10 protein-coding genes are annotated in these 13,777 nt (G+C 66.8%); 4 read left to right on the top strand and 6 right to left on the bottom strand.

The annotated features are described in order from the left end of the window. Nucleotides 1-173: 173 nt before the first annotated feature. Both UNPF46_RS23210 and UNPF46_RS23205 read left to right on the top strand, forming a co-directional pair. The gene (locus tag UNPF46_RS23210) at nucleotides 174-2,144 is read left to right on the top strand and encodes a methyl-accepting chemotaxis protein (RefSeq protein WP_142251560.1); all 1,971 of its coding nucleotides are present in this window, start codon (nucleotides 174-176) and stop codon (nucleotides 2,142-2,144) included. Nucleotides 2,145-2,417: 273 nt separating this feature from the next. Then, nucleotides 2,418-4,106: a methyl-accepting chemotaxis protein gene (locus UNPF46_RS23205; RefSeq protein WP_174718842.1), complete on the top strand. Its 1,689-nt coding sequence runs from the start codon at nucleotides 2,418-2,420 to the stop codon at nucleotides 4,104-4,106. Nucleotides 4,107-4,109: 3 nt separating this feature from the next. On the opposite strand, the gene UNPF46_RS23200 is transcribed toward UNPF46_RS23205, so the two are convergent. The 6 genes from UNPF46_RS23200 to ygfZ all read right to left on the bottom strand — a co-directional run bounded on the left by UNPF46_RS23200 (nucleotide 4,110) and on the right by ygfZ (nucleotide 10,931). Beyond that, nucleotides 4,110-6,830, bottom strand: coding sequence for a DUF2339 domain-containing protein (locus tag UNPF46_RS23200; RefSeq protein ID WP_142251559.1), 2,721 nt, complete (start codon nucleotides 6,828-6,830; stop codon nucleotides 4,110-4,112). A 49-nt stretch (nucleotides 6,831-6,879) separates the two neighbouring features. Continuing rightward, complete coding sequence (locus UNPF46_RS23195; protein WP_142251558.1) at nucleotides 6,880-7,848, bottom strand: NUDIX hydrolase; 969 nt, start codon at nucleotides 7,846-7,848, stop codon at nucleotides 6,880-6,882. Between the two features lie 230 nt (nucleotides 7,849-8,078). Beyond that, the gene (locus UNPF46_RS23190; protein ID WP_028141638.1) at nucleotides 8,079-8,585 is read right to left on the bottom strand and encodes a tyrosine phosphatase family protein; all 507 of its coding nucleotides are present in this window, start codon (nucleotides 8,583-8,585) and stop codon (nucleotides 8,079-8,081) included. 236 nt (nucleotides 8,586-8,821) lie between these two features. Then, complete coding sequence (locus UNPF46_RS23185) at nucleotides 8,822-9,436, bottom strand: YfbR-like 5'-deoxynucleotidase (protein WP_142251557.1); 615 nt, start codon at nucleotides 9,434-9,436, stop codon at nucleotides 8,822-8,824. After that, nucleotides 9,433-10,059 carry a DNA-3-methyladenine glycosylase I gene (locus tag UNPF46_RS23180; RefSeq protein ID WP_100176245.1) on the bottom strand — a complete coding sequence of 209 codons (627 nt, stop codon included), beginning with the start codon at nucleotides 10,057-10,059 and terminating at the stop codon, nucleotides 9,433-9,435. Before UNPF46_RS23180 ends, UNPF46_RS23185 begins: the two co-directional genes overlap by 4 nt. Continuing rightward, a complete protein-coding gene (gene ygfZ, locus UNPF46_RS23175; protein ID WP_142251556.1) occupies nucleotides 10,056-10,931 on the bottom strand; it encodes a CAF17-like 4Fe-4S cluster assembly/insertion protein YgfZ in 876 nt (291 codons plus the stop codon). Before ygfZ ends, UNPF46_RS23180 begins: the two co-directional genes overlap by 4 nt. Nucleotides 10,932-11,032: 101 nt before the next feature. Between ygfZ and UNPF46_RS23170 the strand changes: the two genes are divergently transcribed. Together UNPF46_RS23170 and UNPF46_RS23165 are read left to right on the top strand one after the other, a co-directional pair. Beyond that, nucleotides 11,033-12,367, top strand: a complete 1,335-nt coding sequence (locus UNPF46_RS23170) for a dihydroorotase (RefSeq protein ID WP_142251555.1) — start codon at nucleotides 11,033-11,035, stop codon at nucleotides 12,365-12,367. Nucleotides 12,368-12,665: 298 nt separating this feature from the next. Continuing rightward, on the top strand, nucleotides 12,666-13,535 hold the full coding sequence (locus UNPF46_RS23165) for a sulfurtransferase (protein ID WP_142251554.1): 870 nt from the start codon (nucleotides 12,666-12,668) through the stop codon (nucleotides 13,533-13,535). The last annotated feature ends 242 nt before the right edge of the window (nucleotides 13,536-13,777 follow it).

Below are 13,777 nucleotides of genomic sequence, written 5' to 3'. Positions count from 1 at the left end.
CTTGCAACCGCCGCGCGTGACTGCACGGCGGTTGTGCGCGTTCGCATTTCGACGCCGCGAAGCCGTGCACGCACGGTTAACCTTCCGGAAAAGCGACGCAGTCATGATCACCGTGATTTCCCGGGCAATGAGTCGCCCTGCGCGTATTGCGTTTCAGTCGTTGGAGCAGTTTCATGAGTGGCATTTCCATTCGCCTGACCCACAAGGTCATGGCGATCGGGCTGTTTGGCCTCGTCGGGCTCGTCGCATTCGGCTCGATCTACCAGATCGGCAGCCTCTCCCAGGACACCTCGCGCGATATCGCTGAGGAGGCGCGCAGGATGTCCGACCTGAACCAACGGGTTTCCCAGCAGATGCTCGAAGCGCGCCGGGCCGAGAAGGATTTCCAGCTCCGCCGCGATCAGGCCTACACGAAACGTCACGCCGAACTCGCGTCCGACATCGTCCGCAATCTCGATGGCCTCGGCAGCGCAACGCGTGCGGCAGCATACGCGGGAATTGGCGAGAAGGTGTCGCAGGTTCGCGCCGGGTTCGAGAGATACGCGAAGGAGTTTACAGCCGTCGAGCAGGCCGAGATCAAGCTTGGACTGAACGAAACACTGGGGCTATCGGGCTCGCTGCGCACGGCGGTCCACGACATCGAGACCAAGCTCAAGGAGATCGACGACCCCCGGCTCACCAGCGGCATGCTGACGATGCGTCGTCACGAGAAGGATTTCATGCTGCGCCGCGACCAGAAATATGTGGAGGCCCTCAAGAAGACCGCGGCCGAATTCTCCAAGCAGGTCGAAGCATCGACAATCCTCCCGGCGATCAAGGCCGATATCGGCAAGAAGCTTGCCAAGTACGAGGCTGACTTCACGGCCTGGGCAGCCGGCGCGCAGGATCTCGCCGCGCACGGCTCGGCAATGTCCAGGGAATTTCGCACCATCGAGCCGATCCTCGAGGACATCGAAAAGAACGTTACCCAGCGCCATGTCGCCGCACAGGCCTCCGAGGCGTCGACGCGGGCCTCGATCAAGCTGTGGATGTGGTTCGCGCTTGGATGCTCCGTCCTGCTGGTGGGGAGCGTGTCCTACTTCATCGGCCGCTCGATCTCGTCCGCGCTGATCGCCATGGTGCGGTCGATGACGGGCCTCGCAAACGGCGATACCTCCGTCGTGATCCCCGGCCTCGGCCGCAAGGATGAGATCGGCGAGATGGCCGGCGCGGTCGCGGTATTCAAGACCAATATGGCGGAGGCCGATCGGCTGCGCACCGAGCAGGCCGAAGCGGACGCGCGCGTCCGGCAGCAGCGCAAGGCCGACATGCAGCGGCTCGCCGACCGTTTCGAAGCCGCGGTCGGCGAGATCATCGAGACCGTGTCGTCGGCGGCGACCGAGCTCGAGGCGTCTTCCAACACGCTGACGCGGGCCGCCGAGCGCGGCAACAGCCTCGCCACTGCCGTGGCGGCGGCCTCGGAGGAGGCGTCCGCCAACGTGCAATCGGTGTCGTCAGCGAGCGAGGAGTTGACCTCCTCGGTCTCCGAGATCGGCCGCCAGGTGCAGGAATCCGCGCGCGTCGCCGACGTCGCGGTCGGGCAGGCCGAGCGCACCAATGCACGCGTCGCCGAACTGACGAAGGCCGCCTCCCGCATCGGCGACGTGGTCGAGCTGATCAACACCATCGCGGCGCAAACCAACCTGCTGGCGCTCAACGCGACGATCGAGGCCGCGCGTGCGGGCGAAGCCGGCAAGGGCTTTGCCGTGGTCGCGACCGAAGTGAAGGCGCTCGCCGAGCAGACCGCGAAAGCCACCGGCGAGATCGGCCAGCACATCGGCGCGATCCAGGCCGCAACGGAGGATTCGGTCGGCGCGATCAAGGAGATCGGGGACACCATCGCGAAGATGTCGGAGATCTCCTCGACCATCGCCGCGGCGGTGGAAGAGCAGGGCGCTGCGACGCAGGAGATTTCCCGCAACATCCAGCACGCCGCGCAGGGCACCTCCGACGTCTCGGCGAATATCGGCGACGTCCAGCGTGGCGCGGGCGAGACCGGCGCCGCCTCGGCGCAGGTGCATTCGGCCGCGCAGTCGTTGTCGCAGGACAGCAACCGGCTCAAGAGCGAGGTCGCGCGGTTCCTGGAGACGGTGCGGGCGGCCTGAGCGGGCAGCCCGCCCGTTCGGAGCGGTGCGCTGGTTGTGGAGTTGCCCGATACCGGCCGTGCCGCGGCAGATGATTGCGAGGCATATAACGGCAGTGGCGCCGAATTCCGTAATTCAACGTAGCATCCTGTTAACGCCTGTTTGCAATTATGGGCGCAATCTTACGAGATAAGAACCAGCCATCATTGTTGGAATGACCTCCGCCCTGCCGTCCGTCGCGACGATTGCGGCGCAGGTGATTTGTGCGTTGTAGGTTTCACCGGGATTTGTGTGATGTCGAAGCTGTCGATCGTCTTCAAGCTGCTGACCGTGCTGTCGGTTCTCGTGCTCTCGCTCGCCGGTGTCGGCGTGATGGCGATCGGCACCATGCAGAACATCAACTCCCATACCGTCGAGATCGCCGAGAGCTGGCTGCCGAGCGTGCGGGCGCTGGGTTCCATGCGCGCCGACATCAATGAGCTGCGCGTCGCGCTTCGCCTGCACCTGATGCAGGACAGTGCCGAAGGCAAGGAAGCCGCCGAGAAGCGGCTGGCAGGCTTGCGCGACCGGATCGAGAAAACCCGCAAGGTCTACGAGCGCCTGATCACCGTACCCGAAGAGCGCTCTCTCTATGAGCAGTGGAGCAAGGCGTGGGCCGAATATCTGAACGGCGTGCAGGAGACGATGGCGCTGTCGCGCAAGAGCGTCGGCAAATTCCCGGTTGACGCCAACGAGCTGTTGCAGACCAAGGTGGCGAAGATGGCCCAGGCGGCCGATCCGCTGCTTCAGAAGGGCATCGAGCTCAACAACAGCGGCGCCGAGCTGGAGACCAAGCAGGCGGCCGACAGCTACGCGTTGATCTTCCGCGTGCTGGTCGGCATCATCGTTGCCGCCGTCGTGATCGCGATCGCCGCCGCCTATTATCTCGTGCGCGACGTCTCGCGCGGCATCGCCTCGATCATCAAGCCGATGCAGTCGCTCGGCGAAGGCGACCTCTCCGCCGAGGTGCCGCATCGCGGCGAGAAGACCGAGATCGGCTCAATGGCGGATGCGCTCCAGATCTTCAAGGAGGCGCTGATCGCCAAGAAGGCCGCCGACGAGGCGGCCGCGGCCGATGCCGAAGCCAAGATCGAACGCGGCCGCCGCGTCGATGCCATCACCCGCAAGTTCGAAGCCATGATCGGCGAAGTCGTCGGCACGGTGTCCTCGGCCTCGACCGAGCTCGAGGCGTCGGCCTCGACGCTGACCGGCACTGCGCAGCGCGGCCAGGAGCTCGCGACCGTGGTTGCCGCGGCGTCCGAGGAAGCTTCGACCAACGTCCAGGCGGTCGCCTCCGCATCGGAAGAGCTGTCGTCCTCCATCACCGAGATCAGCCGCCGCGTGCAGGATTCGGCGCGGATGGCGGCGGAAGCCGTCGAGCAGGCTGCGCGCACCAACGAGCGCGTCAACGCGCTGTCGCAGGCCGCATCCCGCATCGGCGACGTGGTCGAGCTCATCAACACCATTGCAGGCCAGACCAACCTGCTGGCGCTCAACGCCACCATCGAGGCGGCGCGTGCGGGCGAAGCCGGCCGCGGCTTCGCGGTCGTCGCCTCCGAGGTCAAGGCGCTGGCCGAGCAGACCGCCAAGGCGACCGGCGAGATCGGGGCGCAGGTGTCGGGCATCCAGGCCGCGACGCAGGAATCCGTCAGCGCCATTCAGGAGATCGGCGGCACCATCGAGCGGCTGTCCGAAGTGTCCGCGGCGATTGCCGCCGCCGTCGAGCAGCAGGGCGCCGCCACGCAGGAAATCTCGCGCAACGTGCAGCAGGCCTCGGTCGGCACGCAGGAAGTTTCGGCGAACATCACCGACGTGCAGCGCGGTGCGATCGAGACCGGTGAAGCCTCGGTCGAGGTGCTGTCGGCGGCGAAATCGCTGGCGACCGACAGCACGCGTCTCAAGGTCGAGGTCGCGCAGTTCCTCGAATCCGTCCGCGCGGCCTGATCTTCAACTTCCCGATTGCGGAGCCGGCGGCGGCGCGACCTGCCGCCGGAACAGGATGCGCTGGTAGAGCCAGCCGATCGCGACCAGCACGATGCCGAGGCCCATGAACGACAGTGCCCGGTAGACGCCGGTCAGCGCCGACATGTCGATGACGAAGGCCTTGAGGATCGTCAGGGCGATGACGGCGGCCGAGGCCAGCCGCGCGCGCTCCGAGTTGACGAGAATGCCGACGCCCAGCAGCACCACGCCGAAGCCGAGCCAGCCGATCGAATAGGTGTACTGCTCGGCGCCCGTCGTCGGACCGGTCGAGAGGATCGGACCGTGATAGAAGCGGCGGATCTCCAGCGTGACATAGGCGAGCGCGAACACGAGTGCGCCGCCGGCGATGGTGTTGGCGTAGGCCTTGCCGCGCGGTCCGGCCACCGCATAGGACAATAGCAGCATCAGCACCGCCGGCAGCGCGTAGCCGAGCAGCAGCAGGTTGAACACCGCGCCGCCGACGTCGACGCGCCAGATCAGCGGGTTCTCCAGGATCAGCAGGCCAATCACGCTGATGAGCCCGCCGATCGCCGTGAGCACGATGGCGCCGACATCGTGCACGATGCTGTGGCTGCGCAGCCGCAGGCGCTCCAGCCCGATCGCCATTGCGAGCGTGATGCAGACCTGGAGCGCGAATTCGAGCAGCGACGGCGGTGAGATCATGTCGCCGCCGGTCGCAAAGTGCCGGATCTCCATGAAAGCAAGCAGTGCGGTGAACAGGATCGCGGCGGTCTCGACCATGCGCAGCGGCGCATCGTCGGCGCGGCGGCGCAGGAACAGGCTCGCGGCCCAGAACGATGCCGCCGGCAGGCCGTAGCCCCAGAGCAGCCAGTTGAAGATCGGCGTGGTGCCGACGGCGTCGCCGACGATGCGCGGATCGTAGGCGATGCGCGCGGTGACGAGGCCGGCGAAGATCGCGGCGAGCCAGCGCAGGAACGGGATCGGCCGCTGCAGCGAGATCCAGGCGGTGCCGAGCGACATCAGTGCCAGCGCGATCGTCAGCCAGCCCTTCTCCAGCGCGAAGGTCAGCGCCAGCGCCAGCGCGCCGAGCGTGCCGGTGGCGAACAAAGCGGCGGAGATCATGATGCCCGGCCGGGTCTCGCGGCGCGTCAGCGCCTCGGTCGCAGCGCCAAAGGCGGCGGCGAGCAGCACAGCGAGGATCGCAAACGGGATCGAGCGGTCGAGATGGGCGATGCGCGCGTAGAGCGCGACCAGGATCGCGATCGGCGTCGCGACGCCTGCCACCGACCACACCACCGGAATGATCGCCGAATTCGATCGGCCTTGCGCGAGGAAGCCGGCGATGCCGAAGCCCGCGGCGAAGATCGCCGCAGTCACCAGATGCAGCGTGACGGAGCTGTCGGTCGCGGCAGGTCCGATTCCCGCTATGGGGCCGCCCGGCAGCACCAGCATGTCAGGGTTGGCGCGCACCGCCCATTCGGCGAACACGACGAAGACGGTCGCTGCGGCCGCACCGATGGCGCCGGTGGCGGCAGATGCACGCCAGGCGACGAGGAGGGTTGCGCCGACGAGAAGCGCGAACGCGATCAGTGCCAGATCGGCATGCGCGCTCGACAGCACGATCAGCATCGCGCCGAACAGATAGGCACCGAGCGCGCCCGAGGAGATCGGCTCGATCTCGCCGTCCTGGATTTCAGGGCCGAACATGAAGCCGCAGACGACGAGGAGCGCGGCCAGCACGAAGCCGGCGATGACATGGAAGGCGTGCGGCGCGACCTGGACCTGCTCGGTGTCGAGACCCGGGAACAGCCAGAGCACGGCGAAGGCGATGGTCGTCACCGCAAGCCAGCGCCACAGCCGGATGCGGGCAAGGCCGAAGCTCGCGGCGGTGACGACGGCCAGATAGATGTAGAGCGCCCAATAGTCCGGCTTGCCGCTGGAGACGAGAACCGGCGTCACGAAGGCGCCGACCACGCCGAGGCCGGCGAGCGCGGGTCCGTGCAGCAGCGCGGCTGCGAGCGTGCACATGGCCACGATGCCGAGCAGCACGAAGGCCGTTGCGGGCACGAGGAAGCCGTAGAGCGCATAGGCGGCATAGATGGTCGCGAAGGCCACCGCCGTTCCGGCCGCGGTGAGGATCGCCGGGATGTTGGCGATCGGCAGCGCGGCGATGTTGGAGATGCTCTCCTTGCGCCGCGTCCATTCGCCGGCCGCCAGCAGCGCGGCTGCGAACAGGCCGCCCAGGAAGACGCGCACGCCGGGGCCGAGCAGGCCGGCCTCGATCGAATAGCGCACCATGAAGAAGCCGCCGAGCGCGAGCGCAAGGCCGCCGATCCACACCACCCAGCGCGTGCCGAGCCGCTCCTCGAAACCGGGTTCGCGAATATCGGGTGCGGGCGCGGGCAGCGGTGGCGGGGCATCGGCCTGCGGGCCCGCTGCGAGCGGGAGCGGCGAAAGCTCTTCGGTGACGAGCGGAGGCGGCGCAGCTTCCGCCTCGGGTGCAAGCGGCGGCGGCTCGGTGGCCGCCGTTGTGGGCGTCTCGACCTGCGCCTGTACGGGCAGCGGCGGCGGCGGTTGCACCTGCCGCCGTTGCGCGTAAAACATCTCCTCGAGCGTGTTGAAGCGCCGCCGCAGCTCGGCTGCCTGGCTGGAGGCCTTGATGGCGATCAGGATGGCGATGATCGCGATGATCAGCGCGAAGACGTCAAACGGGCCGTCGAACATGAAGCCTCCAGGCGATCGACAGGCAGGGGCCGATCACGCAAATCTTGAGTTAGCGCCGGGAGCGTACGCGCAAGCCCGGTGCGGGCCGCTCCTGAAGCACGTCGCGGCGGAAGCGGTAGAGCGCCGCCGGCCGTCCGCCCGTCTGTGTCGACATCACCCCGGTCGGTTCGACCAGGGCTTCCATTTCGACCAGGCGGCGGAAATTCTGCTTGTGCAGGTGCCGGCCGGAGATCGCCTCCACCGTATGCTGCAGTTCTGTGAGTGTGAATTCGGGCGGCAAAAGTTCAAACACCACAGGACGATACTTCAGTTTGGCGCGGAGCCGGGCGATCGCCGTGGCGAGAATCCGGCGATGATCGAACCGCATCGAGGTCCCGAGCGGGGGCAGCATCTTGCGCGCTAATGCCGCAGGGCGGCCGTCGCGCCGCGCTTCCTCGACCAGGCCGGCCTCGTACAGCAGCTCGTAGCGGTCGAGCACGCGCTCCTCGTCCCAGGCCGCCCCCTCGAGGCCGAAATAGAACCGCACACGATCCTTGCGCGGCAGCGCGCGGCTCGTCTCCGGCGTCTCCTCCGCGGCCCATTCGGTCAGCGCGGGAATGATGTCGCGGGCGATGATCGCCGGCGGTTCCTCGCGCCAGTCTTCCCAGGGGAAGAAGCGATACCATGGCGCGAAGCTCGCCGCGTTGGCCGCAAGCTCGCCGTCCACCGCGCGCGTCAGTGCGAGATAGCCGATCGACACCATATGCGCCCCGGTGTCGCCGGCCTCGGCATGACGGCCGCGATCGCCGAAGGTGTAGAGCTGCTCGACATAGCCGAGCCGCAAGCCGGCCTGCTCCTCGACCCAGGCGCGCAGGCCGATCTCGAAGGTGCGGTGCGCCAGCGCGTCGAACGGGCCGAACGGCAGGCCGGCCAGCCCGTCGCTGCCGCGCGCGGTCAGGATCAGCGGCTCGTGGCCCTCGATCGCAACGATCGCCGCGGTGAGGCCGATCTCGATCGGGGTCAGCAGCGTCTCGCTCATGCGATAATGATCGAAACTGTCATGGGAGAAATATGCCGACTGATTGCGGCGGTCTCTCCGCGGGCTCGCTGTAACCTCTCCCGCTCGCGGGAGAGTTCGGCGCGCAGCGCCGGGTGAGGGCTTTCTCCTCTAGGGGGGCGTCCCAATGCGGAGACACCCTCTCCCCAACCCTCTCCCGCAAGCGGGAGAGGGGGGCACGGTCTCGTCGCGGCTGCCATTCGACTCCCTCTTCATTCGAGCTCGATCACGAAGGGGCGCCCCTCGACCATCATCGCGCCCGGACCGATCTCGTCGAGCGCGCGCAGCATGCGGCCGTTGCGCCCCAGCGCACGGTCGGCGAGGCCGACGATGCGCCGGTTCGGCGAGGCTATCGGCGAGGCTGCGCGGATCTTTCTGGCGATCTCGAGCTCGTCGCGGTTGGGATTGAGCGCGCAGACCGCCGCGAACGCGCTCGCGGTGGAGCGGCTGATGCCGGCATAGCAATGCACCACCAGCGGTGCGCTGCGGTCCCAGCCGCGCACGAAATTCAGCACCTGATCGATATGAGTCTCGGACGGTGCGGTGAAACCATCCATCTCCTCGGTGATGTCGTCCATCGAGACCTTGAGATGATTGGCGGGGAGCACCGAGACCGGCCGCGCCACCTGCTCGACATTGGCCATCACGGTCAGCACATGGCTGGCCCTGGTGAGGCGGACGGTTTCGGGGAGCGCGGCGAGGGAACAGACGTGGATCATGGCGAACCTTTTTCTTGATTATAGCCGCGGCCCGTCGGGTGGGCAAAGCTACCACTTCGTCGTCCCGGACAAGCGCGCCACAAGCGCGCGCCGATCCGGGACCCATATCCACAGGAAGGGATTTGACGAAAACTCGGAGTTACAAGCTCGGGTCGCAATCGCTCCCTGTGGGTATGGATCCCTGCTTTCGCAGGGACGACAGCGGAGTGCGAGGCCTCACCGTCTCACGACCAGGCTCACGCGAACACCGCGCCAAACCGCTCCAGAAACTGCTTCTCCGCCCGCGCCGCGGTCCAGGGCGTGAGATAGTCGCGCCGGACGCTGTCGGAGAGGCCGGGATCCTTGCCGAACAGGCGCTTGGCTTCGGCCGCGCTGAAGCCGGCAAGCTCGGTCGCCTCGAGGTAGGCCGCACCGCGGTCGGCGGCCTTGATGGCCTGCGTGATCTCCTCCGGCAAGACCGGCGGCAGCCCGAAACGGATATGGATGGCGCCGAGCAGGCGCTTTTCGACCGCCTTGTAATGGCCGTCGAGCACGGCCTTGAACGGCGAGATCATGTCGCCGATCACATATTCCGGTGCATCGTGCAGCAGGGCTGCGAGCCGCATGCGCTGGTCCACGCGCGGCATTTCGTGCCGCAGCACGGTCTCCACCAGCAGGGTGTGCTGCGCGACCGAGAAGATATGCGCGCCGACGGTCTGGCCGTTCCAGCGCGCCACGCGCGCCAGCCCATGCGCGATGTCGGCGATCTCGACATCGAGCGGGGAGGGGTCGAGCAGATCGAGCCGACGGCCCGACAGCATGCGCTGCCAGGCGCGGGATTCCGCGCCGCGTGCCGTTTTCTTCGCGCTCATTTGGCCTTGAGGCGCGGCTTGCGCTGCAGCTTGCTGCAGCTTGCGTGGCAGTGGCAGTCGACCAGATGGTCGTTGACCATGCCGGTCGCCTGCATGAAGGCGTAGACGATGGTCGGGCCGACGAACTTGAAGCCGCGCGAGGACAGCTCCTTGGAGATCTGCACCGACAGCGGCGTCGAGGCCGGTACGCTCGCGCTGGTCTTGAAATGGTTGACCTTGGGCTTGCCGCCCATGAAGTCCCACAGCAGCTTCGAGAAGCCCGGACCTTTCTCCATGATGTCGAGATAGGATCTGGCGCTGAGGATCGTGCCGTCGATCTTGGCGCGGTTGCGCACGATCCCGGCGTCGTTCATCAGCGCGTGCACCTTCTTGTCGGTGTAGCGCGCGATCTTCTCCGGCCGGAAATCGTCAAAGGCTTTGCGGAAATTGTCGCGCTTGCGCAGGATGGTGATCCAGGACAGGCCGGCCTGGAAACCGTCGAGGATCAGCTTCTCGTACAGCGCGCGGTCGTCATATTCCGGCACGCCCCATTCGGTGTCGTGATAGGCGACATAGAGGGGGTCATCGCCCGGCCAGGGGCAGCGGGTCTTTCCGTCGGGATGCAGGCGGGGAGCTCGGCTCATGCGGTGGGCTGTTTCGCAGGGATACGGACAACGTCAGGATCTGCCAGGCGCAACGCGAGGCCGCCGGCGGTGAGAGGCTGGCCGGCATCGAGCGCCTCTGCGACACGGTCGATGCGCACCAGGGCAATGCCCTTGCCCTGCGCCGACGAGCCCATGGTCCCGACGGATTTGTCGCCGGCCATGACACTGACACCGGCCTCCGGCGAGAAGTCGTCGAGCAGCACCTTGACGCTGCGCGTGCGCGCGGTGCCGCGATGTTGCATGCGCGAGACGACCTCCTGGCCGACATAGCAGCCCTTGTCGAAATCGACGCCGGCGAGGCGGTCCATGTTGGTCTCGTGCGGGAACGCATCGTTGTACATGAAATCGAGCCCGCCGCGCGGCACGCCGAGCGCGATCCGGTGCGCCTCGTAGTCCGCTGCATCGACCAGGTCGGCGCCGATGAGATCGGACAGCTTCTGCTTGAGGTCCTCCGGGATCAGGATGCGGATGCCGAGCGCTTCGTTGCGCGGGTCGGCGAAGGCAAGGTCGGTCTGCGCCGCAGGCTGGCCGTCCCAGGCCGCGAGCACGCCGAGATCGAGGTTTTCCACGGTGACCTTGGCACGCAGCTTGTAGAATTTCAGCTTGGTGGCGAGGCCCTCTGCCAGCGCTTTCGGGCAGTCGATCAGGAACCCGCCGCCATGGCCGGCCGGCACCTCGGTGATCAGGAAATCCACGATGATCTTGCCCTGCGGCGTCAGCAGCGCGCCGAATCGCCCCAGGCCCGGCTTCAGCCTGTCGATGTCGGTCGTGACGAGGCCGTTGAGGAAGTTGCGCGCATCCTCGCCCGCGACCTTGACGACGCCCCGGTCGGGAAGAAACGCTGATTTCATGCGAAAATCTCTTGCGACATGGTGCTCTGGAACGTAAGCCCGCGAGGCATAAACGACAAGACCTCGAGCCCTGCGCTTGGGGATGAGAAGGGCCTTCAGCCATGACCCAGCGCTTCGATGTGATCCTCAAGAACGGCACCGTCGTCAACCAGGACGGCGAGAATGTTCGCGATATCGGCATCACCAATGGCCGCATCGCCGAGCTGGGCCCGCTCTCGCAAGGCAGCGCGGCCGAGGTGATCGACTGCAAGGGCCTGCACATCCTGCCCGGCGTGATGGACACGCAGGTGCATTTCCGCGAGCCCGGGCTGGAGCACAAGGAAGACCTCGAGACCGGCTCGCGCAGCGCCGTGATGGGTGGCGTCACCGCCGTGTTCGAGATGCCGAACACCGCGCCGCTGACGGTGACCGAGACCGAATTCACCGACAAGGTGAAGCGCGCCCATCACCGCATGCATTGCGATTTCGCCTTCTTCATCGGCGGCACCCGTGAGAACGTGCAGGATCTGCCGGTGCTGGAGCGCGCGCCGGGCTGCGCGGGCGTCAAGGTGTTCATCGGCTCCTCGACCGGCGCGCTGCTGGTGGAGGACGACGACAGCCTGCGCCGCATCTTCCAGGTCATCAACCGCCGCGCCGCATTCCACGCCGAGGACGAATACCGCCTCAACGACCGCAAGCCGCTGCGCATCGAGGGCGATGCCCGCTCGCATCCGGTCTGGCGCGACGAGACGGCGGCGCTGATGGCGACGCAGCGCCTGGTCAAGCTCGCGCACGAGACCGGCAAGCGCATCCACGTGCTGCACATCTCGACCAAGGAAGAGATCGAGTTCCTGCGCGACCACAAGGACGTCGCCTCCTGCGAGGCGACGCCGCATCATCTGACGCTGGTCGCGCCCGAATGCTACGAGCAGCTCGGCACGCTGGCGCAGATGAACCCGCCGGTGCGCGGCGCCGATCACCGTGCCGGCATCTGGCGCGGCATCGAGCAGGGCATCATCGACGTGCTCGGCTCCGACCACGCCCCGCATACGCTGGAAGAAAAGCAGAAGACCTATCCGGCCTCGCCCTCCGGCATGACCGGCGTGCAGACGCTGGTGCCCCTGATGCTCGATCACGTCAATGCCGGCCGGCTGTCGCTGGCAAGGTTCGTCGACCTCACCAGCGCCGGCCCCGCGCGCCTCTACAACATGGCCTGCAAGGGCCGCATTGCTGCGGGCTATGACGCCGATTTCACCATCGTCGATCTCAAGCGCAGCGAGACCATCACCAACGATTGGGTGGCGTCGAAGGCCGGCTGGACTCCTTACGACGGCGTCCGCGTCACCGGCTGGCCCGTCGGCACCTTCATCCGCGGCCGCCGCGTGATGTGGCAGGGCGAGCTGGTCACGCCGGCGCAGGGCGAGGCGGTGCGGTTTTTGGAGACGCTGAAGCAATAGGGGCAGTGGTTCGCTCGATCCGTCATCCTGAGGTGCGAGGCACGGGACGCAACGCGTCCCGTGGAGAGCCTCGAAGGATGCACGGCCGCGCTGTAACCACGCGGAGAGGGCCGGGCTGTCGCCCTTCGAGGGCCGCTGAAGGAGCGGCCACCTCAGGGTGACGGATTGAGTTCTGAGTGCTCGCTTGCAAGCGTAGACCTTAGCCCGCATGAGCGTAGCAATATGCGGGGGTTCGCTTGAGCGATTCCCGGGTTTCGCTACGCTCACCCGGGCTACGGCTCCGCAACGCGAGGCGATTATGTCCCAACCGTCACCCCTCATCACCACCGGGCAGCTTGCCGCCATGCTCGGCGATCCCAATCTCCGCCTCTATGACTGCACCACGTACAACGAGCCGGTCCCACCCGGCAGCGACGTGCCGTACCGCGCCGTGCCGGGCGACAAGACCTTCGTGGCCGGCCACATTCCGGGTGCCGATTTCCTCGATCTGCAGGGCGAGTTCTCCGACGTCTCGTCGCCGCAGTTCTTCATGATGCCCGACGTTGCCCAGCTCGAAGCCGCCTTCGGCCGCCACGGCCTCGATGCGAGCAAGACCATCGTGCTCTACAGCATCGGCACCATGATGTGGTCGACGCGGTTCTGGTGGATGCTGCGCGCGCTCGGCGTCGATGCCCGTGTGCTCGATGGCGGTCTCGACAAGTGGAAGGAGGAGGGGCGACCGATCGAGATGGGCGCACCGAAGGGATATCCGGCGACGACCTTCAGGGCCGCGCCGCGCGCCGGCCTCTTCGTCGACAAGACCGCCGTGGCGGCCCGTATCGGCGATCCCGCAACCGTCATCGTCAACGCGCTCGGGCCGCAGTTTCATCGCGGCCTCGAGCCGAGCCGCTACGGCCGGCCGGGCCGCGTTCCCGGCAGCGTCAACGTGTCAGCCGCAACGCTCGTGAACGCCGACAAGACCCTGACGACGCTTGCCGACGCCGAAGCCAAGTTCACTGCTGCAGGCGTCACGCGCGACAAGAATGTGATTCTCTATTGCGGCGGCGGCATCTCGGCGACGATCGACCTGTTCCTGCTGGCCCAACTCGGCTACGACAGGCTGACGCTGTATGACGCCTCCATGGGCGAGTGGGCGAGAGACCCGGCGCTGCCGATCGAGACGGATTAACCTCTGCTTACCCTCCCCTGGAGGGGGAGGGTCGATCGCGCGCAGCGCGAGCGGGGTGGGGTGATCTCTCCATTGAGGCGGTCTCTGTGCGGAGAGATCATCCCACCCCGCTTCACCTCTCGCTTCGCTCGACATGAATCGACCCTCCCCCTCCAGGGCAGGGCTATCGCATGTGACCGATAAGGCTGAGAAGGAATTCGTCTTCCCAGCCTGCTCGTTTGACCTTCTGTCGCATGGAGATG

The sequence above is a fragment of the Bradyrhizobium sp. UNPF46 genome, from assembly GCF_006658625.1.
Classification (GTDB): Bacteria; Pseudomonadota; Alphaproteobacteria; order Rhizobiales; family Xanthobacteraceae; genus Bradyrhizobium; species Bradyrhizobium nitroreducens.
This window is presented reverse-complemented; position numbering and strand designations above follow the sequence as displayed.